We start from the raw sequence: 19,813 nt of genomic DNA, 5'->3' as shown, positions 1-19,813 counted from the left end.
CCAATGACCTTTGACCACGATCTGAAGGCGAGCGTCCGCACCATCGTCGACTATCCCAAGCCGGGGATCATGTTCCGCGACATCACCACGCTGCTCGCGGATGCGCGCGCGTTCCGCCGCGCGGTCGACGAGCTCGTCAATCCCTGGGCCGGCAACAAGATCGACAAGGTCGCCGGCATGGAGGCGCGCGGCTTCATCATCGGCGGCGCGGTGGCGCATCAGCTCTCGGCCGGCTTCGTGCCGATCCGGAAGAAAGGCAAGCTGCCGCACACCACCGTGCGCATTGCCTACTCGCTCGAATACGGCATCGACGAGATGGAGATGCATGTCGACGCGATCCAGCCCGGCGAGCGCGTCATCCTGGTCGACGATCTCATCGCCACCGGCGGCACCGCGGAAGGCGCGGTGAAGCTCCTCCGCCAAATCGGCGCCAATGTCGTCGCCGCCTGCTTCATCGTCGATCTGCCCGATCTCGGCGGCGCCGCCAAGCTGCGTGCCATGGACGTGCCGGTGCGCACGCTGATGACGTTCGAAGGGCATTGAGCCCGGTCGGCGCCCCGGCGATCGTCAGATCGCCTCGGCCTTCAATGCGGACCGCCAATGCAGCATGCGCTCCTTAAGGAGCGCGTTCCTGACGTAGTCCGTCTCCTCATCTTCCAGCCGCTCGCATTCGCCGAACGTCAGGCCCGCCTCGCCATGCGCGTTCCAGGCGGCCTGGAGGGTACGGCAGGTGTGGCTGCCTTGGCGGAGCGAGAACCAGATGCGGTTCTGGATGGTCTGCAGGTTCGGCGCCTGGCCGACCCAGGCCTCGCCCGATGCCGCGCAGCGGACGACGTAGATGCCCGCAATGGTCTTGCGCTCCTTGTAGGCGGCGATGGCTGCCTTCCGGTCGATGCTCACGGAGGTGGGACCTTGCTGAGAGGGATACCGATGTCCGCCTCTCAATAGGCCCGGTCGGGCCTGTGGTCAATATTATCCGGGTAAAATAATCGCCTCAGGAGCTTTGCAGGATCAGGCTGAGCTCGAGCTCGCGGAAGGCGAGGTAGTTCCGCCGGGTCCACTGGTGCAGCTCGGTGGAGGCGTCCTTCTCCTGGCGCAGATAGCCGGTGAAGGAGAAGTTGAGCCGGTCGATATAGGTCTTGAGGAAGCCGGGTAGCGCGGGCAGGCGGAACAGCCGCCCGGTCGCCATCGCGGCCGGCAGCTCGCCGCGTACGATGTGCTCATTGTCCACCGTGATCAGGTTTATCCGCGGGATCTGTCCGCGCAGCATCTCGTGGGCGCGGGCCGAGACGCGGTCGGTGTCGGCGACGAACAGGATCATCGGCGCGACGTGGCGGCGCGCGGCCTCCTTCAACAGGCCGATCTCGTCGCTCATCTTGAAGAACTCGTCGAAGGCGTGGAAGCCGAGGTCGATCACCTTGGCCATGCCGTCATCGACGATGACGCGGTCCATCAGCTGCATCTTGCCGTAGGTGTCGATCACATCAGCCGTTTCGGTGACCTTCGGCAGATAGTCGAGTAGCGACGGTTCCTTCAGGTTGACGTCGAAGGCCGCGACGTCGCCGTTCTTGAGCAGCAAAAATTCGCTCAAAAGCCGCGCCAGCAGCGTCTTGCCGACCTGCGGGCGGGGCGAGCAGATGATGTAAAGGGGCGTCGCGGGCATCGACAGTATATCAGGCGAACTCACCGCCCAATCCAGCCGTATCCGCCCGGGCTCTGCAACTATTTTTCGCTGTTGCGGGTGGCGGGCTTCGAACCGACGATGTCGGTCAGCCGGATCCGGTCGAACTCGCTCCAGACATTCGCCAGCCAGTGGCGGACATAGCCGCGCAGCACGAAGGAATAGTTCGCGGCTTCGTCGTTGATGCCCTTATTGGCGACGAATTTCAGGAACGGGACGGAGGACACCTCGACCTGCTCATAGGCCATTTCGTTGAGCTTGGGGATGGTCAGCTCGGTCGCGTCCTTGATGCGGTGGAAGTAGGAATTGTAGGTCGCCTGGTCCCACTGGAAGAACTGGGTGTCGTTGATGAAGTTCTTCACCAGGAAATATTTTGCGCCCCCCATGAATCCCGCGGTCTCGGCGATTTCGTCGAGCGACGCGATCGAGGGGCCCAGGATGTGGAACACCGCGAAGGTAATCTGGCCGGCCTTGGCGGCGTCGAGGAAGCCGATGTCGCGCAGCGAGGCCAGCGCCGGCGAGAGCAGGCCGGCGCGGACGTCGATCACGGTCACCGACGGGCTCGCCGCGTTGAGCGTGTCGAAGATCTTCATCTGGTCCGAGGTCGTCATCATGTCGACGATCTCGGTGATCTCGGGGTGAAAGCGCTTCAGGGTTCCGCGCGGCGACTCCGTGTCGAAGGCGCGCGTCGGTACGTTGTTGGCGGAAAAATAATCGAGCAAGGTGCGCGACACCGTGGTCTTGCCCACCCCGCCCTTGTCCGCGCCCACCACAACCACTGCCGGCTTTGCCATTGCTGTCCCCTAACGCGCCCTCCGATTGCGCCTTGCAATCGGTCGGGCCCCAAATCGATGTCCCAAGTCTGCTGTTGGGCGCGAACATGGCAGAAACAAGGGAGAATTCAAATCCTCGGCCTATGGTTGTGGCAATTTCCGAGGTTTTTCCCAATCGCAACGCAACCCTTCGCAAGTCGCTTAAAATCCCGCCCTTAACGACGGCCCCATGGGCCCATCGGATTGCCGGCTGCAGTTCCGGAGGGTGCGGGCACGGGCGGCGGACTGGCCGAGCCGCCTGCATCGTCCCAAGGCCCCTGGCGCAACGGCGGCGGGCCGCCCTGCCGCTCCACCTGTGCCTCAGGCTCGTCCGCCTCGTCGGGCGGTGGCAGCGGGCCGGGATCATGGCCGCCGGCGAACTTGACCAGCGCGTCGACCCGGGACTGCACCGAGGGATGGGTCGCGAACAAATCGGCAAAGCCCTCGCGCGGATTGTCGACGCAGAGCTCCATCACCGCCGAAGTCGCGCCCGGCAGCTCGCCGCGGTTCTCGATCTTGCGCAGCGCCGAGATCATGGCGTCCGGATCTTTCGTCAGCTCGACGGAGCCTGCGTCGGCGAGATATTCGCGCGAACGCGACAGCGCGAGCTTCACCACCTGCGACAACAGCCACGCCACCACGATCAGCACGACCGCGATGATGATCACGATCACCGCGCCGCCGCCGGAGCTCTTGCTGTCGCTCGACGACGCGGACGATCGCGACGATGAGGACGAGCCCGACGACCACGAGCCGCCGGAGCCGGAGCTCCATTTGAAGCTCGTGAACAGGCGGAAGAACAGCTCGCCGAAGAAGCCGACCACGCCGGCGATGATGACGGCGACGACCATCAGCTGCACGTCGCCGTTCTTGATGTGGGTCAGCTCGTGGCCCAGCACCGCCTCGATCTCCTTGTCATCAAGCGCATTGAGGAGACCCGTGGTCACGGTGATCGAATATTGCCGCGGATTGAGGCCGGTCGCGAACGCGTTCAGCGCCGGGCTCTCCATGATCTTCAGCTTCGGCATCGTGATGCCGCGCGAGATGCAGAGGTTTTCGAGCAGATTGTAGAGCCGCGGCTCTTCCTGCCGGGTGACGTCGTGGCCGCCGGTCACGGCATCGATCATCGACTGGTGGAAGAAATAGGCGATTACGATCCAGGCCGCCGCCGCGATCGTCGCGAACGGCGCGGCGACGATGAGGTCGTGGAAAGCGCGGCTCAGATAGTAGGCGACAGTGCCATTGCTGTTGATGACGACTTCCGCGACCAGCGCGCCGGCATAGACCAGCACGTAGACCAGCATGAACAGGCCGGCGAGCAGCAGCATCGAACGAAACTTGTTCGAGGCGATGTGCGTGTAGAGACCATACGCGGCCATGACGCGATGCCCTGCCGGCCTATCGGCTCAACTCAGAACTTCACCTGCGGAGTGGCCTCGACTTCGGTGCGGCTCGCGCCGAGATCGAAGAAGTCCTTCTTGGTGAAGCCGAACATGCCGGCGAACAGGGCGGCGGGCATCTGCTGGATGCCGGTGTTGTACTCCTGGACCGCGTTGTTGAAGAAGCGGCGGCTCGCCGCGATCTTGTTCTCGAGGTCGGAGAGCTCGCTGGCGAGCTGCTGGAAGTTGGCGTTGGCCTTGAGGTCCGGATAGGCCTCCGACAGCGCGATCAGCCGGCCGAGCGCGCCGGAGAGCTGGTTCTCGGCGGCGGATACCTGTGCCGGCCCCTGTGCGGACATCGCCGAGTTGCGCGCCTTGATGACGTCGTCGAGCGTGCCACGCTCATGCGAGGCATAGCCCTTCACCGTCTCGACCAGGTTCGGGATCAGATCGTGGCGCTGCTTGAGCTGCACGTCGATGTCGGCAAAGGCCTGGCCGACGCGCTGGCCCAGCGCCACCAGCCGGTTGTAGGCGCTGAACGCCAGGAACACGAGGACGACGATGACGCCGAGAACGATCCAGCCGGTCGACATGGAGAACTCCTGAAGGGGGAAGAAGGCGGGCGCAGCCTAGACCAAATTGGCACAGGACGAGAGCCCGGCGCAGAGGAAGGTAAGACTTGGTCGAATGGGGAACCATCCGAGTTCAAGGCAAAAGCGTCCGACGAAGTTAACTTTCGGCAATGACCGCGTCACCCCAGCGCCAGCGCCGGGCGTTTGCATAGGCGGCCTTGTCGCGCCGCGGGACCTTGGTGATGGCGAGGCCGCCCTCCGTGCAGAGCTTTGCGGTGATCTCGGCCTTGCCGACATCCGGCGGCGCCAGCACGCGCGCGGCGCGTGTTGGGGGCGCAGTCCGGGTCAGGGCGACATAGATGAAGCGCTCGTCCTCGAACGGCACGTCGGCGCCCTTGATCTGCCGGTGCGCCTGCGAGCGCGGCAGGCGCTGGCTGAAATGGCACCAGTCGGGCGCTACGAGGGGGCAGGGTTTTTCGTGCGGGCAGGGCGCGGCGACGTAGGCACCTAGCGCGATCAGTTGCTGGCGCAGTGCCAGGATGCGGGCGTAGCCGGCCGGTGTGCCGGGCTCGATCACGACCAGCGCGTGGCGGGCCTTGGCCCACATCGTTTCCGCCAGCTTGCGCTGATCGGTCTCGCTGAGCTCGCCGACGACGTAGCTCGCGACGACGAGATCGGCTTGCGAGGCTTCCGCGAGGTTGGCACCGGCGTCGCCCGGCAGATAGCGGCAATCGGCGAGACGCGTGCTGTCGCGCGCCAGTTCGTGCGCGAGACGGCTGAGGGTGGCGTTGGCGTCGAGCAGGGTAAAATCCCGCAGCGACGGAAAGGCCTCACCAGCGGCCCAGCTCGCGGTGCCCGGGCCCGCGCCGACGTCGAGCAGGGTTTCCGGGGCGAGGTCCGGCGCCATCTCGGTCAGCGCATTCAGGCTGGCGGCCACGGCCGCATAGGTCGCCGGCATCCGCGCCAGCGCATAAGCGAGCGCATCGGCCTCCGACTTGATGGTGCCGGAGGTGCCGCCTGCGCGATAGGCGGTCGAGATTTTTTGCGAGCGCTGCGCGGCGTCGGTGCGGGAGAAGCCCTGAAGCTTGCCGTCGAGGGCGGCTTTCAGTTCGGCGGGGAGGGTGGGTGAGATCATTTTCTCATCGTCATGCCCCGCGTAGGCGGGGCATCCAGTATTCCGAGACGGCGCCGTGAACCGAGAGGCCGCGGCGTACTGGATCATCCGCTCCAGTGCGCAATTTGCGCACAAGGCGGATGATGACGTCAATGGGTGTGGGGCGACCGCAGCGTCACGCCACGTTCTGGTCGAGAATGTCCACCGCCTCTGACAGGCTCACCGACACCAGTTGCGAGACGCCGCGCTCGGCCATGGTGACGCCGAACAGCCGGTTCATCCGCGCCATCGTGATCGGGTTGTGCGTGATGATGATGAAGCGGGTGTCGGTCGAGCCGGTCATCTCGTGCAGCAGGTTGCAGTAGCGCTCGACGTTGTGGTCGTCGAGCGGTGCGTCGACTTCGTCCAGCACGCAGATCGGCGAGGGGTTGGTGAGGAACACCGCGAAGATCAGCGCCATCGCGGTCAGCGCCTGCTCGCCGCCCGAAAGCAGCGACAGCGTCTGCGGCTTCTTGCCCGGCGGCTTTGCGATGATCTCGAGACCGGCTTCGAGCGGGTCGTCGCTCTCGATCAGGTGCAGCGCGGCCTCGCCGCCGCCGAACAGCTCGACGAACAGGCGCTTGAAGTGGTTGTTGACGACCTCGAACGAGGTCAGGAGCCGCTCGCGCGCTTCCTTGTTGAGGCTCTGGATGCCCTGGCGCAGCCGCTTGATGGCTTCGACGAGGTCATCGCGCTCGGTGACGAGGCCCGTGTGCTGGGTCTCGACCTCGCGCAGCTCTTCCTCGGCGCGCAGGTTCACCGCACCCAGGCGCTCGCGGTCGCGGCGCATCTTTTCGAGGTCTTCCTCGATGTCGTGCAGCGGCGGCAGCTCGGCGCCGGGCTCGATCTCGGCGAGGCCGGCAACGGCCTGCGGCTCGACCTCCAGCATGTCGCGGATCTCGCGCTCGATGTCCTCGAGCCGGCGCCGTGCGCCTTCCATGCGTTCCTCGGCGCGGGCGGTGGCCTCGCGGGAGCTGGAGAGCGCCTCGAGGGTCAATTTCGCGACGCGATCGGTTTCGGCCATCGCGGTCTCAGCCGAGGCGAGCGCGTCGGCGGCCATGCGGCGGTCGTTTTCCGCGTATTCGATCTCGGTGATCAGCGCGCTGCGCTTCTCGGCGAAGACGGCGGGCGCGTTTTCGAGATCGCTGCGCTCGATCGAGACCTCGGTGATGCGGGTCTGGATGGTGTCGATGTGAGAGGCCGCGCTCTCCTTGCGGTTCTGCCACTCGGTGCGCTCGGCGAGGATCGCCTGCACGCGGCGGTCGGCGAGTTCCGCCTCGCGCGCCAGGGCCTGCGCCTCGGCGCGGACCTGGGCGGCCATACGGCGATGGCCTTCGATGTCGCTGCGGACGGCGGCGAGACGGGTTTCGGTGTCCTCGCTCGACGGCAGCTCGGTGATGCCGGCCTCGGCATATTCGTACGCGGCCTCGGCCTCGGCGCGGTCGGCGGCGAGGCGGCTATGGGCTTCCGACAGCGTCGCCTTGCGCGCGGCGCGGCGGCTGATCTCGCGCTCGGCGGTGGCATGGCGCTCGCGCGCGACGTTCACCTCGCGCTGCGCGGCGCGCCAGGCCTCGCGGCTCGCACCTTCGGTGCTGGCGGCCATCTGCAGCTCGGATTCGGCGTTCTCCAGCGCCTGACGCTTGATCTGCGCGTCGATGCGGGCCTGCTCCAGCTCGTTCTCGATGTCGACGAGGCGGGCGCGCTCGGCGAGGCGCCGTGCCGCGCCGGTCGGGGCGTGGGCCGCGGCGACAAAGCCGTCCCAGCGCCAGACGTCGCCTTCGGGCGAGACCAGCCGCTGGCCGGTCTTGAGCTGCGAGACCAGCTCGGCGCCGCGCTCGCGCGGCACCACGCCGATCTGCGCCAGGCGGCGCGCCAGCTCGGCGGGCGCCTGAACGTGGCTCGCGAGCGGCACGACGCCCTCGGGCAGCTCCGGATCGCCGTCGGTCACGCCGGCATTGGTCCAGCGCATCGGCGCGGACGGATCGACCGGCGCATCGAGATCGTCGCCGAGGGCTGCGCCGATCGCCTTCTCAAAACCCTTGTCGACGGTGATGCCGTCGATGATCGGCGGCCACAGATTCTTGGTCTCGCCATTGACGATCTTGGAGATCGTGCGCGCCTCGGTATCGAGGCGCTGCACGCGCTTGTCGGCTTCGACGAGCGGCGAGCGTGAGGATTCCAGCGTCTGGCGCGCGGCAACATGCGCAGCTTCGCTGGCCTGGGCCGCAGCTTCCGAAGCAGCAAGGGTCTGCTCCGCGTTCTCGACCGTTGCGGTCAGCTCGTCGAGATCGCCGAAGCCGCCAGTCTCGTCGGCAAGCTTCTGCTCCTCGGCCGCGACGTTCGAAATCTCCTGGTCGAGGCGGGCGAGCTTGTCGCGATGGGTGCGGACATTGGCTTCGAGCTGGTTGCGCTTGGCGGTGAGGTCGGCAAGCGCCGTGGTGAGCTCGGCGAACTGGTGCTCAGTTTCGGTCAGCACCGCCTCGGCTTCGCCGACGCGCTCGTCGACGCCGGAGCGCTTCTCGACCCGCGACTTGATCTCTTCCTTCAGCTCGGCGTCTTCGGTGTCGAGCCGCTGGAGCGCGACGTCGGCGTCCATGGTCTGCTGCTGGGCGCGGGAGATGTCGCCCTCGAACTGGGCGAGGCGCCGCTCGAGCTCGGCGACGCGCTCCTTGGCGCGCTCTTCCTCGCGGTCGAGCAGCTCGCGTGCGTTGGTCAGGCGCTGCAGCCCGGCCGCGGCGCGCGCTTCGGCATCGCGCAGCGCCGGCATTTCGGTGGCGCGGATGGCCTGGATGCGGGCGGCTTCGGCCTGGTGCTGGGTGCGTTCGGCCATCTCGCGAACCGCGAGATCATGGGTCTGGCCGGATTCGTTGACGTCGGCATGCGCGCCGATCCAGCGCAGGTGGAACAGCGTGGCTTCCGCCTTGCGGACCTTGGCCGCGACCTCGCGATAGCGCACGGCCTGACGGGCCTGCTTCTTCAGGCCTTCCATCTGGCCGGCGAGCTGGCCGATCACGTCCTCGACGCGGGTGAGGTTGGTTTCGGCCGCCTTCAGCCGCAGCTCGGCTTCGTGGCGGCGGGCGTGCAGACCGGCGACGCCGGCGGCGTCTTCCAGCACGCGGCGGCGCTGCTCGGGCTTGGCCTGGATGATCTCGCCGATCTTGCCCTGGTGGACGAGGGCGGGCGAGCGCGCGCCGGTGGCGGCGTCGGCGAACAGGATCTGCACGTCGCGCGCACGCACGTCGCGGCCGTTGATGCGATAGACCGAGCCGGCCTCGCGCTCGATGCGGCGGGAGATTTCGAGCAGCTGGCTGTCGTTCATCGCCGCCGGCGCGGTGCGATCGGTGTTGTCGATCGTCATCGTCACTTCGGCGTGGTTGCGCGCAGGACGGTTGCCGGAGCCGGCGAAGATCACCGCGTCCATATCGGCCGCGCGCAGCGACTTGTACGAGGTCTCGCCCATCGCCCAGCGCAGCGCCTCGACCAGATTCGACTTGCCGCAGCCGTTGGGTCCGACCACGCCGGTCAGGCCGGGCTCGATGACGAAGTCAGTGGCCTCAACGAAGGACTTGAAGCCGTGAAGGCGCAGGCGGGTGATTTTCATAAGCACGCATCTCTGTTGGCAGGCGCGAATCCCCCTGCCGGGACAATACCATGGAAGGCAATGTCACTCTCTGGGTGAGTCGCGCGAGGCGCCTCATGCGGTCGGACAATGGCCGCGGTGCGCCGCGAGGGCAACCGGCGAAAACCGCTTTTCCCAAGGGATTTATGCCGGGAAAGATACGGCTTTCGAGATGCGAATCAGGCGTTGAGCGGGGAAAATCAGCTCTTCAGCAGCGGATTGATCTTCTTGGCGAATTCATCGAACGAGGCTTCGCCCTTGATCTTCTCGCCGTTGATGAAGAACGTCGGCGTCGAATCCACCTTCAGAACGTCGCTGGCGTACTTCTGGTCGGCGGCGATCTTGTCGAGCAGCGCCTGGTCCTTCAGGCAGGCTTCGACCTGCTGCTGGGTGAGACCGGCCTGCTTGCCGATCCGCGTCAGCGTCTCCGTGGTGTTCTTCAGCACCCAATCGTTCTGCTGGCGGAACAGCATGTCGGTGACCGCGAAATATTTCGACGCGTCGTCCTTGGCGATGCAGCGCGACAGCATCGAGCCGGCGGCGGCTTTGATGTCGAGCGGGAACTCGCGGAAGATGTAACGCACCTTGCCGGTGTCGATGTATTCCGACTTGATCTTGGGGAACACCTGCTCGTTGAACGCCGCACAATGCGGGCAGGTCATCGAGGCATATTCGGTGATGGTGACGGGGGCGTCCTTGGGGCCGAGTGCCATGTCGGGCAGCGACACGGGCTTGGCCACATCGGCGGCCGACTGCGCCATCGCCTCGGAGATGAACCGCAGCGGCGACAGCCCGGCGAGCGCGGCAAGACCGGTCAGCGACAGCATCGTGTTGAAGGCGCGGCGGGTGATGATCAAGGTCGGCTCCCGGATTGGTGTGGTCTCGCCCCAAGGTTCTTATCAAAGTTCCCGTTCAGGCGGCCTGTCGCTAGCTTGAAACGTAGTTTGAGGCAATGGCGAGCGATAGGGAGGGGTCCAGATTACCGGCGGAATGAGGCTCAATTTCGCTTGATGGCGGCCCCGAGCCGCGCCAGCGCTGTCTTCAATTCTTCATCTTCGATGTCCCCCAGGCTTTCCGCCTCCTTGGCCACCGATTTGGGATCCGGCGGACCGGGCCGGACCGGCGGCCGGGCGCGCGACAGGGGGGCCTGGCGGAAGGCGAGCTTGCCGACCGCGCTCCAGCCGAAGAAGCGATTGACCCGCTCCAGGATCACATCGGCGGAGTGCTGGATCTCCAGCGCCATCGGCCCCTCGACCCGCAGCACCAGGGTCGCCGGCTCCTGCGGCTGGCCCTCGACCGGCCGCGGCCATTGCATCTTCAGAGGCTCGGCATGGGCCGCAATCTCCGGCCCGGCAATCTGCGCCCACCGGGTCACCAGCTCGCGCGCCGCAAATCCCTGCTTGGCATAGGCCTCGGCAAAGACGTCGTTGAGCAGCAGCGACAGCGGCTTGGCGCTGATGGGACCGGGTCTGGGAGGGAATTTGGACATGGACCCTTATAGCACCTTGGAGCGCAGGCCTCACCATTGGGGAGCGTTCCGCGAAGAAAGACGTGGATGCCCGCGACGAGCGCGGGCATGACGTGGAGAGGCCGGCGCGTTGGCGCTACAGTGAGAGCATGAGCCCCAAATCGGCACTAATGGCCAAGTCGGAACCAATTCAGTCGGAGGCATCGGCTCGCCCAACGCTGCTGCTCGCCTGGTACGACCGCCATCGCCGCCGTCTGCCATGGCGCGCCATGCCCGGCGAGACCTCGGACCCTTACCGCGTCTGGCTGTCCGAGATCATGCTCCAGCAGACCACGGTGAAGGCCGTCGGCCCCTATTTCGAAAAGTTCGTCGCGCGCTGGCCGGATGTCACGGCGCTGGGCCGGGCGTCGCAGGATGACGTGCTGCGGATGTGGGCCGGGCTCGGCTATTACTCCCGCGCGCGCAATCTCCATGCCTGCGCCGTGGCCGTGACGCGCGAGCACGACGGTGTGTTTCCCGACACGGAAGAGGGGCTGCGCGCGTTGCCGGGGATCGGCCCCTATACGGCGGCAGCGATCGCCGCGATCGCGTTCGACCGCCGCACCATGCCGGTCGACGGCAACATCGAGCGCGTGGTGTCGCGCCTGTTCGCGGTCGAGGAGGAGCTGCCGCAGGCCAAGCCGCTGATCCAGCAATTGGCGGCGACGCTGCTTGCCGACTCTCGCGCCGGCGAGGAGACGTCTCGCGCCGGCGACAGCGCGCAGGCGCTGATGGATCTGGGCGCCTCGATCTGCACCCCGAAGAAGCCGGCCTGCTCGCTCTGTCCGCTCAATGAGGATTGCACCGCGCGTGCGCTGGCGACGCAGGAAACGTTTCCGCGCAAGGCGCCGAAGAAGAGCGGAACGTTGCGGCGCGGGGCTGCCTTCGTCGTGACGCGCGGCGGCGAGCTGCTGGTCCGCTCGAGGCCCGAAAAAGGCCTCCTTGGCGGCATGACCGAGGTGCCGGGCTCGGACTGGCTGGCTGGTCAGCAAGACGCAACGGCGAAGCAGCAGGCGCCCGACCTGAAGGGGCTGTCGCGCTGGCAGCGCAAGGTGGGCGTCGTCACCCACGTCTTCACGCATTTTCCGCTGGAGCTGGTGGTCTACACGGCGAAGGCCGAAGCGCGCACGCGCGCGCCCAAGGGCATGCGCTGGGTGCCGATCGCGACCCTCGCCGGTGAAGCGCTGCCCAACGTCATGCGCAAGGTGATCGCGCACGCGCTCGATCCTTCAACGGCCGCACCCTCCTGACAGCACGCTGGCGGCAGCGCTACGCTATCAGCGCCCGATACGGAGGCTGCCAATGGTGAAGACCGCACTCGACAACTTCAAGAGGCCGCCCTGCGCCGAGCTGCTCGGATGGCGTCTGCTCGATGCCCGTCCGGAGGAGGGCTGGATCAGGCTCGGCTTCGAGGGCAAGCCCGAGTTCTGCAATCCGGCGGGCTTCATCCAAGGCGGCATGCTCTCTGCCATGCTCGACGACACGATGGGGCCGGCCGTGCTGGTGATGAGCGAGGGCCAGCTCTACACCACCACGATCAGCATGACCGTGAATTTCCTCAGCCCCGCAAAGCCCGGCTCGATCATCGGCGAGGCCAAGGTGACGCAACTCGGCAAGACGATTGCGTTCGTCGAGGCGAAGCTGATGGCAGAAGATGGCACGGTGCTGGCAACGGCGAGCGCCAGCGAGCGGCTGCTGGAGGCGGCGAGGGTGGTGGGGAAATAGTCTGACGGCACGCGCGGTATCCCTTCTCCCCTTGCGGGAGAAGGTGGCGCGAAGCGCCGGATGAGGGGTATGTCTCCGCGAACTCAAATGCGAGTTGGACTCGCGGAGACAGACCCCTCACCCGAGTGAGCCTGCGTCCACCGGCGTCGCTGCCCTCTCCCGCAAGGGGCGAGGGCACATTAATGCGCATCTCGCTTCTTGCGCGAGCTCACGCTCCCATCCGCTTTGCATCAGCGCTCACGATCGGCGGCTTCGCATTCAGCGCCTCGACCTGGAACCCCGCAACGCGCTTGTAATTCGCGGCGATGTCTTCCAGCTCCTGCTGCGACAGCACGTCGGTGACGACGTCGTAGCCGTCAGGCGCGCGCTCCTCGACGAGCTGCATCACCTGCTCGGGGCCGTTCTTGCGGTTGAGCAGGACGAGGTCGGTGGTCGCGGGCCTGCGCTCGGCCTCATAGGCGAGCAGCGCTGCAGTCGTCGGGCCATGCGCCAGGATCTCGCGCGTGATGGTGCGGGCATCGAGGATCGCCTGCGAGGCGCCGTTCGAGCCGATCGGGTACATCGGATGCGCCGCGTCGCCCATCAGCGTGACGCGGCCAAAGGTCCATTGCGACACCGGATCGCGGTCGACCAGCGGATATTCGTAGGCGTGCGGGCAGTTCTTGATCAGGCCGGGGACGTCGAGCCAGTCGAACTGCCAGCTCTCGAACCAGGGCAGAAACTCCTCGAGCCGCGCGGTGCGGTTATAATCCTCGCGCCGCCACTGATAGGTCGGCGGCATGTGGCGCTCGGCAACCCAGTTGATCAGATGGTTGCCCGCCGCATCGGGCGCCTTCGAAATCGGATAGCAGACGAATTTCAGGATCTCGTGCCCGGCCATGATCATGGTGCGGCCGGTGAGGAACGCCTTTGACGGCGTGACGCCGCGCCAGAGGATGCGGCCGTTCCAGATCGGCGGTCCCTCCTGCGGATAGAGCTTTTCTCGCACGGCGGAATGGATGCCGTCGGCGGCGATCAGGATCGCACCCTCGTAAGTGCCGGCGGCCTTGCCGCTCGTCTTGTCGATGAAGTCGGCGCGGACGCCGCCCGCCGTCTCGGTCCAGCCGGTCAGATGATGGCTGGTCAAAATGTTGTCGCGGCCGAGTCGCTCGACCGCAGTGTCGAGCAGGAGCTGCTGGAGGGTGCCGCGATGGATCGAGAACTGCGGCCATTTGTAGCCGGCTTCCAGCCCGCGCGGCTCGCTCCAGATCGGCTTGCCGTGCTTGGAGAAATAGGCGAGCTCGCGGGTGCGCACGCCGCTTTCGTCCAGCCGGTCCATCAGCCCGAGCTCGATCAGCTCGCGCACCGCATGCGGTAGCACGTTGATGCCGACGCCGAGCGGCTTCAGTTCCGCGACGCTCTCGAACACTTTTACGGGAACGCCGATTCCGTGCAGGCTGAGCGCAAGCGTCAGCCCGCCGATGCCGCCACCGGCGATGAGTACGGTCATGACAAAACCCCTCCGATTGCAGGCGTCTTGGCACAGGCGGGCGGCGGTGGGCAACTGCGAAGAGCAAAGCACGGAGAACAGCGTGCTATGGACCTGGCGGCCCGCAGCCGTTAGTTTCCAATTTTCCCATGAGGTCCGACATGCTCAAGCTCTACTACGCCACCGGCACCTGCGCGCTCGCCACCTACATGACCCTGGAGGAGGCCGGCGCCGACTACACGGCTGAACGGCTGAGCTTCAAGGATAACCAGCAGAACAGCCCGGACTATCTCGCGATCAATCCGAAGGGCCGCGTGCCGGCGCTGGTGACCGATCGCGGCGTGCTGACCGAGACGCCCGCGATGCTGGCCTATATCGCGCAGACCTTCCCCAAGGCGAAGCTCGCCCCGCTCGACGATCCCTTCGACTTCGCCCAGGTGCAGTCGTTCAATTCCTATCTCTGCTCGACCGCGCACATCAACCATGCCCACAAGATGCGCGGCGCGCGCTGGGCGACGCAGGAGAGCTCGTTCGCCGACATGAAGGCGATGGTGCCGAAGAGCATGGGCGCCTGCTTCTCCTTGATCGAGCAGAAGATGTTCAAAGGTCCCTGGGTGATGGGCGACCAGTTCACGATCTGCGATCCCTACCTCCACACGCTCTCGCACTGGCTCGAAGGCGACAGCGTCGACATCAACGCGACGCCGAAGATCGCCGACCACTTCAAGCGCATGTCAGACCGCCCCGCCGTGCGCAAGGTGATGGACGCGCAGAAGGCGTAAGGTTCTTGTAGGGTGGGCAAAGGCGCGAAGCGCCGTGCCCACCACCTATCCGCGCTATGAAAGGAGTGGAGGGCACGCTTTGCTTTGCCCACCCTACGATAGCTTGCGCTTGGCTTGGTCCAATTCCCGCCCCGTCTCCAGCATCAGCCGCCTGAGCCAGATCGAGCCCGGGTCCATCTGTGCGCGGGTCGGATGGAACATGAACTGCTCGTCGATCCCTGGATCGAGCGGCGGCGTCACCGTGACGAGGCCGAACTGCTTCGACAGCGCCGCGATCAGCCGGCGCGGCACGAAGGCGACGAGGTCAGTGCGGGCGGCGACGTGCAGCGCTTCGAGATAGCCTGACACCACCAGCGAAATGTGCCGCTCGATGCCCTTGGTCCGCAGCCAGGTGTCGATGAGATCCTCCGGCTGGCCGCGGATGATCACGCCGACATGGCGCGCGGCCAGGAACGTCTCGCGCCGCTTCAGCTTCGCAGCCATGGGATGGCCGCGCCGCACCGCCAGCGCGTCGCTGTCGGTGTAGAGCAACTGGCGGTGAAAGCCCTTGAAGGCGTTGCCGATCGAGATCACGAGGTCGATGGTGCGGGCGAACTCGGCGTGAAAGATCGCAGGGCCCCGCCACGGTACGACGTCGATGCGGACGTTGGGCGCGGCTCGCGTCACCTTCTCCATCAAGGGCGGCATCAGCAGCTCGACCGCGAGATCCGGCATCATCAGGCGAAATTGCCGCTCGCTGCGCGCGGCGTCGAAGTCGTCGGGTATGAACAGCCCGCGCACCTGGTCGAGCGCCTGGGCCAGCGGTGCGCGGAGGGCTTGCGCCCGCGGCGTTAGCTCCATGCGCGCGCCGGTGCGCACCAGCAGCGGATCGCCGAAGATGTCGCGCAGGCGTTGCAACGCATGGCTCGCGGCCGGCTGCGACAGCCCGATCCGAAGCGCGGCCCGGCTGACATTGGCCTCGCGCAGCAGCGCGTCGAGCGCGGTCAGGAGATTGAGGTCAAGCGAATTCAAATTCATGAAGCGAATAGATATCATATCCACTATCGATTTGAAGAATTCTCATCCGGCGGGGATGATCTCCGTGTTGCCACCAAACGGAGATGCCGCCATGAGCGCGAGCGCCAACAAGAAACTGATGCAGGATATCTTTGCCGCCGCCGCCAGCCCCGATCCGGCCGCGCGCGACCGGACCCTGTTCGCCGCAAGCCTTGCCGACGATGCCAGATGGGTCGTGACCGGACAGTACTCCTGGTCGCGCACCTTCACCGGCAAGGAGGCGATCCTCAACGATCTGCACGGTTATGTGCGCACCCGCTTGCGCGACCGGACCCGCACCGTAGCTCACCGTTTCATCGCCGATGGCGACGTCGTCGTGGTGGAAGCCAAGGGCGACAACGTCACGCCCGAGGGCGTTCGTTATGACAACGACTACTGCCTGGTGTTTCGCCTCGAGGACGGGAAGATCAAGGAGATCCGGGAATATTGCGACTCGACCCTGACCGAGAAGGCGCTCGGTCCGTTTCCGCAGACGCTCGTGAGGGCCGCGAGCTGACCGGATTGAGGACCATCTCGTCCGCCGACCGGTGCCGTCGGCCCGGGTCGGCGATGGTCGTGTCGATCTGGCGCGGGCTGGCAGCGATCGTTCGTGTCAGGCGCGAACGGTCCCGGGCCCGGTACCAGCTCGCCGCCATGAGCGATCGGGAGCTTCAGGACTGCGGCATGACCCGGGCGGAGATCGCGTACGAACTGAGGAGACCGGTGCGACGGAGTTAGACAAACGGACGAGATCCAGGCGCCACCTGCCTCCCATTTTATCGTAGCCGGCGGAACCTTCGGGTTCCGCCGGGCGTTTGCTCAGTTCGGGGGCAATCGCGCCCCCGGCATTGCACGCGTTTGGGAAATTTCATGCTGGCTGGGGTTTCGGACGTTTCAACACAGGTGGGCCGCAGCTTTTCCGGACTCCGCGAACGATTGAGAGATGCGACTGCGAATGCGCACCGGGAGCTCGATGCGCAGCTTTCGTCGTTCGACCTCACAGTCTTGTCCGGCTACCGCCGCTTCCTGCAGGCCAGCGCCGGCGCACTTCTTCCGCTCGAAGCTGCGCTTGTGCAGGCTGGCGTCGCCAAGATGTTTCCGGATTGGCGGGAGCGGGCGCGTAGCGCCGCGATCGCGGCCGATCTCGCGCAGCTCGGCAGCGCCGCGCAATCCACCGTGTCCGTGCCGCCGCTGACGCGCAGTGGCATGCTCGGCACGTTGTACGTTCTGGAGGGCTCCCGGCTCGGCGCAAAGTTTCTGCTGAAGGCGGTCGCGGATGCGGGCGATCCGCGCATCGGCGAGGCCACCGCCTATCTCAGCCATGGCGCGGGCAAACGGCTCTGGCAGAGCTTTCTGGCGAAGCTTCAAAACGAAGAGGATTGCGACGCGGACGAGACGATCGAATCGGCACGTCTCGCCTTCGCGGCCTTCGAGCAGGCGGCGGACCGCGCATGAACGAGGCGGTCAATCTCACCAATTGCGATCGCGAGCCGATCCACATCCCCGGCAGTGTCCAGCCGTTCGGCTTCCTGCTCACGGTGCTGTCGGATTTCACGATCTGCATGGCCTCCGACAATGTCGACAGCTTTCTCAGGACTGACGTCGCCGACCTGCTCCAGCAGCCGCTGTCGCGCGTCATCTCGGAAGCCGCCGTCGAGACCATTCGCAGCCGCGTCGATCATCTCAGCGGCCCCGATACGACCGAGCGCATGTTCGGTGTCGAGCTCCAGCCCGGCAAACCGCCTTACGATCTCTCCATCCACTTCTCCGGCGCCTATCTGGTCATCGAGGCGGAGCCCAGCGTCAACGAGCCCGGCGTCAATTCCGGCGAGCTCGTCCGCCTGATGCTGGAGCGAATCCGCAAGACGCGCGGCATGACCGAGCTCGCCCGCGAGGCGGCGCGCCAGCTCAAGGTCCTGACCGGGTTCGACCGCGTCATGGTCTATCAGTTTCATCCGGACGGATCGGGCGAGGTGATCGCTGAAGCTGCGGAAGCCGGCCTCGAACGGTTCCTCGGACTTCACTATCCGGCCTCCGACATCCCCAAACAGGCCCGCATCCTTTATCAGCGCAACTGGCTGCGCATCATCGCCGATATCAATTCGAAACCAGCCGCATTGTTTTCGACGGCCACGCACAATGCGGGGCTGCTCGATCTCTCCATGAGCGTGCTGCGCTCGGTCTCGCCGATCCACATCGAATATCTGCGCAACATGGGCGTCGGGGCCTCGATGTCGGTGTCGATCCTGCGCGACGGCAAGCTGTGGGGCCTGTTCGCCTGCCATCATTATTCGCCGCGCTACATCTCGTTCGAGAAGCGCACCGCGTCCGAGCTGTTCGGGCAGATGTTCTCCTGGATCGTGGAGGGGCGCGAGCGCGAGGGCAATGTCGCCTATGAGATGCGCGCTCACCAGGTGCAGGAGCGGTTGATCGAGACCGCGGCCTCGCACGAGCACAGCCGGCGCGCGATCGTCGACTTCCTCGGCGACTATCGCGGGATGATCGATTGCGACGGCGTGGCGGTGTGGTCCGACAACAAGATCACGCTTCAGGGCCAGACGCCGACCGAGGACGAGGTGAAGGATCTGGTTGCCTTCATCAACCGGACCTCGCCGGGACGGATTTTCGCCAGTGCCGAGATTGCCAAGGTCTATGCCGCCGGCCAGTCCTTTCGCGACCGCGCGGCGGGATTTCTCGCCATTCCGATCTCGCGGACTCCGCGCGATTGCCTGATCTTCTTCCGGCGCGAGGTCGTGCGCTCGGTGAACTGGGCCGGCGCGCCCGACAAGGTCTATGACGAGGGTCCGAACGGACCGCGGCTGACGCCGCGCAAGAGCTTTGAGCTCTGGCAGGAAACGGTGGCGGGCCAGTCGAAACCGTGGTCCACGGCCGACATCCGCATCGCCGAGAGCCTGCGCGTCACGCTGCTCGAAGTGATCCTGCAACTGTCCGACCTTGCGGCCCGCGAGCGTCGCGGCGCGCAGGAGCGGCAGGAGCTGATGATCGCCGAGCTCAATCACCGCGTCCGCAACATTTTGAGCCTTGTCCGCGCGCTGGTGGCGCAGAGCAAAGACACCGCCACGTCGGTCGAGGAGTTCGCCGGCGTGCTCGGCGGCCGCATCCAGGCCTTGGCCCGCGCCCACGACCAGATCACCAATTTGAACTGGGCGCCGGTTGCGCTGCGCTCGCTGGTCGAGTCCGAGGCCGGCGCCTATCTCGGCGCGCGCGCCGGCCGCGTGAAGATGGGCGGGCCCGACGTCGCGCTCGATCCCAAGGCGTTCGCGACGCTGGCGCTGGTCGTGCACGAGATGATGACCAATTCCGCCAAATACGGCGCGCTCGCGGATTCCACCGGCCAGGTCGAGGTGGTCTGGCGGCTCGATCCGAATTCGAGCCTCGAGATCGAGTGGAAGGAGAGCGGCGGGCCGCCGGTGCAGCCGCCGTCGCGCCGCGGCTTCGGCACCACCATCATCGAGCGCTCGGTGCCGTTCGACCTCAAGGGCGAAGCCGAAATCCGCTTCGACCTGCTGGGCGTCCAGGCCAAATTCGTCATCCCGCCCAATTTCGTCGAACTGGTCCCATCAATCGCAGGAGCCGCCATGCGCGTCGAGGAGCAGCAACCCGCCCGTCCGCGAATTTCCGAGACGGCACTGATCGTCGAGGACAATCTGATCATCGCCATGGCGGCGGAAGTCATCCTGCTCGATCTCGGTGCCCGCCATGTCGATACTGCGGCGAGCGTCGACCAGGCGTTGCGCGCGATCGAGCGCACGCGTCCGGGTTTTGCGCTGCTCGATCTCAACCTCGGCAACGAGAGCAGCATCAAGGTGGCCGAGAAGCTGAAGGAGATCGGCGTGCCCTTCATGTTCGCGACCGGCTATGGCGAGCGCGCGCCGATCCCGGAAGAGCTGGCGTCCGCGCCGGTGGTCCAGAAGCCCTACACGCTGGAAGTCGTCGAGAACGCGCTCGGCAAGTTGCAGGGGATGGTCGCCCAATAAACATCCATCCCGGCGACGCGTGCAGCGCTCTGCAAGCGGCTGCGGGCTTTGCGCCGAAACCTGCGCAACTGCTGATAAAATC

General features: G+C 66.0%; 19 protein-coding genes. 8 read left to right on the top strand and 11 right to left on the bottom strand.

Translation table 11 applies throughout. The annotated features are described in order from the left end of the window. Positions 1–3 precede the first annotated feature (3 nt). Positions 4–543, top strand: a complete 540-nt coding sequence (locus ABIA90_RS36605; RefSeq protein WP_038943444.1) for an adenine phosphoribosyltransferase — start codon at positions 4–6, stop codon at positions 541–543. 24 nt (positions 544–567) lie between these two features. Here ABIA90_RS36605 and ABIA90_RS36600 read toward each other — a convergent pair whose 3' ends face one another. The 9 genes from ABIA90_RS36600 to ABIA90_RS36560 form a co-directional block, all read right to left on the bottom strand. Then, entirely contained in the window at positions 568–900 is a 333-nt protein-coding gene (locus tag ABIA90_RS36600) for a GIY-YIG nuclease family protein (protein ID WP_063985144.1), read from the bottom strand. A 94-nt stretch (positions 901–994) separates the two neighbouring features. Next, a complete protein-coding gene (locus ABIA90_RS36595; RefSeq protein WP_063985143.1) occupies positions 995–1,663 on the bottom strand; it encodes a hypothetical protein in 669 nt (222 codons plus the stop codon). Between the two features lie 59 nt (positions 1,664–1,722). Next, a complete protein-coding gene (locus ABIA90_RS36590) occupies positions 1,723–2,475 on the bottom strand; it encodes a P-loop NTPase family protein (protein WP_085402523.1) in 753 nt (250 codons plus the stop codon). A gap of 194 nt (positions 2,476–2,669) precedes the next feature. Continuing rightward, a complete protein-coding gene (locus tag ABIA90_RS36585) occupies positions 2,670–3,872 on the bottom strand; it encodes a M48 family metallopeptidase (RefSeq protein ID WP_354121010.1) in 1,203 nt (400 codons plus the stop codon). Between the two features lie 32 nt (positions 3,873–3,904). Continuing rightward, complete coding sequence (locus tag ABIA90_RS36580; RefSeq protein ID WP_014497379.1) at positions 3,905–4,465, bottom strand: LemA family protein; 561 nt, start codon at positions 4,463–4,465, stop codon at positions 3,905–3,907. A gap of 136 nt (positions 4,466–4,601) precedes the next feature. Continuing rightward, entirely contained in the window at positions 4,602–5,579 is a 978-nt protein-coding gene (locus tag ABIA90_RS36575) for a small ribosomal subunit Rsm22 family protein (protein WP_354121009.1), read from the bottom strand. Between the two features lie 154 nt (positions 5,580–5,733). Then, complete coding sequence (gene smc, locus ABIA90_RS36570) at positions 5,734–9,198, bottom strand: chromosome segregation protein SMC (protein ID WP_166085454.1); 3,465 nt, start codon at positions 9,196–9,198, stop codon at positions 5,734–5,736. A 218-nt stretch (positions 9,199–9,416) separates the two neighbouring features. Next, on the bottom strand, positions 9,417–10,073 hold the full coding sequence (locus tag ABIA90_RS36565; RefSeq protein WP_028150717.1) for a DsbA family protein: 657 nt from the start codon (positions 10,071–10,073) through the stop codon (positions 9,417–9,419). Positions 10,074–10,213: 140 nt separating this feature from the next. Then, a complete protein-coding gene (locus tag ABIA90_RS36560; protein WP_354121008.1) occupies positions 10,214–10,705 on the bottom strand; it encodes a DUF721 domain-containing protein in 492 nt (163 codons plus the stop codon). Positions 10,706–10,833: 128 nt separating this feature from the next. Between ABIA90_RS36560 and mutY the strand changes: the two genes are divergently transcribed. Together mutY and ABIA90_RS36550 are read left to right on the top strand one after the other, a co-directional pair. Further along, the gene (mutY, locus tag ABIA90_RS36555) at positions 10,834–11,973 is read left to right on the top strand and encodes an A/G-specific adenine glycosylase (protein ID WP_354121007.1); all 1,140 of its coding nucleotides are present in this window, start codon (positions 10,834–10,836) and stop codon (positions 11,971–11,973) included. A 52-nt stretch (positions 11,974–12,025) separates the two neighbouring features. Then, positions 12,026–12,448 carry a PaaI family thioesterase gene (locus tag ABIA90_RS36550; RefSeq protein WP_354121006.1) on the top strand — a complete coding sequence of 141 codons (423 nt, stop codon included), beginning with the start codon at positions 12,026–12,028 and terminating at the stop codon, positions 12,446–12,448. A gap of 208 nt (positions 12,449–12,656) precedes the next feature. Here the strand turns inward: ABIA90_RS36550 and ABIA90_RS36545 are convergent, their stop codons facing one another. Then, complete coding sequence (locus ABIA90_RS36545) at positions 12,657–13,937, bottom strand: flavin-dependent oxidoreductase (protein ID WP_354121005.1); 1,281 nt, start codon at positions 13,935–13,937, stop codon at positions 12,657–12,659. Positions 13,938–14,077: 140 nt separating this feature from the next. Between ABIA90_RS36545 and ABIA90_RS36540 the strand changes: the two genes are divergently transcribed. After that, on the top strand, positions 14,078–14,698 hold the full coding sequence (locus tag ABIA90_RS36540; RefSeq protein WP_063986629.1) for a glutathione S-transferase family protein: 621 nt from the start codon (positions 14,078–14,080) through the stop codon (positions 14,696–14,698). A 93-nt stretch (positions 14,699–14,791) separates the two neighbouring features. Here ABIA90_RS36540 and ABIA90_RS36535 read toward each other — a convergent pair whose 3' ends face one another. Continuing rightward, positions 14,792–15,715 (bottom strand): LysR family transcriptional regulator, encoded by a 924-nt coding sequence (locus ABIA90_RS36535; RefSeq protein WP_354121004.1) that lies wholly within the window; start codon positions 15,713–15,715, stop codon positions 14,792–14,794. Positions 15,716–15,806: 91 nt separating this feature from the next. On the opposite strand from ABIA90_RS36535, the gene ABIA90_RS36530 reads away from it, so the two are divergent. The 4 genes from ABIA90_RS36530 to ABIA90_RS36515 all read left to right on the top strand — a co-directional run bounded on the left by ABIA90_RS36530 (position 15,807) and on the right by ABIA90_RS36515 (position 19,731). After that, positions 15,807–16,250 carry a nuclear transport factor 2 family protein gene (locus tag ABIA90_RS36530; RefSeq protein WP_354121003.1) on the top strand — a complete coding sequence of 148 codons (444 nt, stop codon included), beginning with the start codon at positions 15,807–15,809 and terminating at the stop codon, positions 16,248–16,250. Positions 16,251–16,303: 53 nt separating this feature from the next. Further along, on the top strand, positions 16,304–16,471 hold the full coding sequence (locus ABIA90_RS36525; RefSeq protein WP_354121002.1) for a YjiS-like domain-containing protein: 168 nt from the start codon (positions 16,304–16,306) through the stop codon (positions 16,469–16,471). Between the two features lie 132 nt (positions 16,472–16,603). Next, positions 16,604–17,188 (top strand): biliverdin-producing heme oxygenase, encoded by a 585-nt coding sequence (locus ABIA90_RS36520; RefSeq protein WP_354121001.1) that lies wholly within the window; start codon positions 16,604–16,606, stop codon positions 17,186–17,188. Further along, positions 17,185–19,731, top strand: a complete 2,547-nt coding sequence (locus ABIA90_RS36515) for an HWE histidine kinase domain-containing protein (protein WP_354121000.1) — start codon at positions 17,185–17,187, stop codon at positions 19,729–19,731. The genes ABIA90_RS36520 and ABIA90_RS36515 overlap by 4 nt, the downstream gene beginning before the upstream one ends. The last annotated feature ends 82 nt before the right edge of the window (positions 19,732–19,813 follow it).

It is taken from the genome of Bradyrhizobium sp. LA6.8 (assembly GCF_040547935.1).
Lineage (GTDB): Bacteria > Pseudomonadota > Alphaproteobacteria > Rhizobiales > Xanthobacteraceae > Bradyrhizobium > Bradyrhizobium barranii.
Note: the sequence above shows the minus strand (reverse complement) of the source record. Positions and strands in the feature narration are given on the sequence as shown.

Coding starts and splice junctions, on each gene's coding strand:
- ABIA90_RS36515 (WP_354121000.1), top strand. CDS start 17,185: ATGAACGAGGCGGTCAATCTCACCAATTGCGATCGCGAGCCGATCCAC.
- ABIA90_RS36530 (WP_354121003.1), top strand. CDS start 15,807: ATGAGCGCGAGCGCCAACAAGAAACTGATGCAGGATATCTTTGCCGCC.
- mutY (WP_354121007.1), top strand. CDS start 10,834: ATGAGCCCCAAATCGGCACTAATGGCCAAGTCGGAACCAATTCAGTCG.
- ABIA90_RS36575 (WP_354121009.1), bottom strand. CDS start 5,579: ATGATCTCACCCACCCTCCCCGCCGAACTGAAAGCCGCCCTCGACGGC.
- ABIA90_RS36520 (WP_354121001.1), top strand. CDS start 16,604: ATGCTGGCTGGGGTTTCGGACGTTTCAACACAGGTGGGCCGCAGCTTT.
- ABIA90_RS36550 (WP_354121006.1), top strand. CDS start 12,026: ATGGTGAAGACCGCACTCGACAACTTCAAGAGGCCGCCCTGCGCCGAG.
- ABIA90_RS36545 (WP_354121005.1), bottom strand. CDS start 13,937: ATGACCGTACTCATCGCCGGTGGCGGCATCGGCGGGCTGACGCTTGCG.
- smc (WP_166085454.1), bottom strand. CDS start 9,198: ATGAAAATCACCCGCCTGCGCCTTCACGGCTTCAAGTCCTTCGTTGAG.
- ABIA90_RS36560 (WP_354121008.1), bottom strand. CDS start 10,705: ATGTCCAAATTCCCTCCCAGACCCGGTCCCATCAGCGCCAAGCCGCTG.
- ABIA90_RS36535 (WP_354121004.1), bottom strand. CDS start 15,715: ATGAATTTGAATTCGCTTGACCTCAATCTCCTGACCGCGCTCGACGCG.
- ABIA90_RS36595 (WP_063985143.1), bottom strand. CDS start 1,663: ATGCCCGCGACGCCCCTTTACATCATCTGCTCGCCCCGCCCGCAGGTC.
- ABIA90_RS36605 (WP_038943444.1), top strand. CDS start 4: ATGACCTTTGACCACGATCTGAAGGCGAGCGTCCGCACCATCGTCGAC.
- ABIA90_RS36590 (WP_085402523.1), bottom strand. CDS start 2,475: ATGGCAAAGCCGGCAGTGGTTGTGGTGGGCGCGGACAAGGGCGGGGTG.
- ABIA90_RS36540 (WP_063986629.1), top strand. CDS start 14,078: ATGCTCAAGCTCTACTACGCCACCGGCACCTGCGCGCTCGCCACCTAC.
- ABIA90_RS36525 (WP_354121002.1), top strand. CDS start 16,304: ATGGTCGTGTCGATCTGGCGCGGGCTGGCAGCGATCGTTCGTGTCAGG.
- ABIA90_RS36580 (WP_014497379.1), bottom strand. CDS start 4,465: ATGTCGACCGGCTGGATCGTTCTCGGCGTCATCGTCGTCCTCGTGTTC.
- ABIA90_RS36585 (WP_354121010.1), bottom strand. CDS start 3,872: ATGGCCGCGTATGGTCTCTACACGCACATCGCCTCGAACAAGTTTCGT.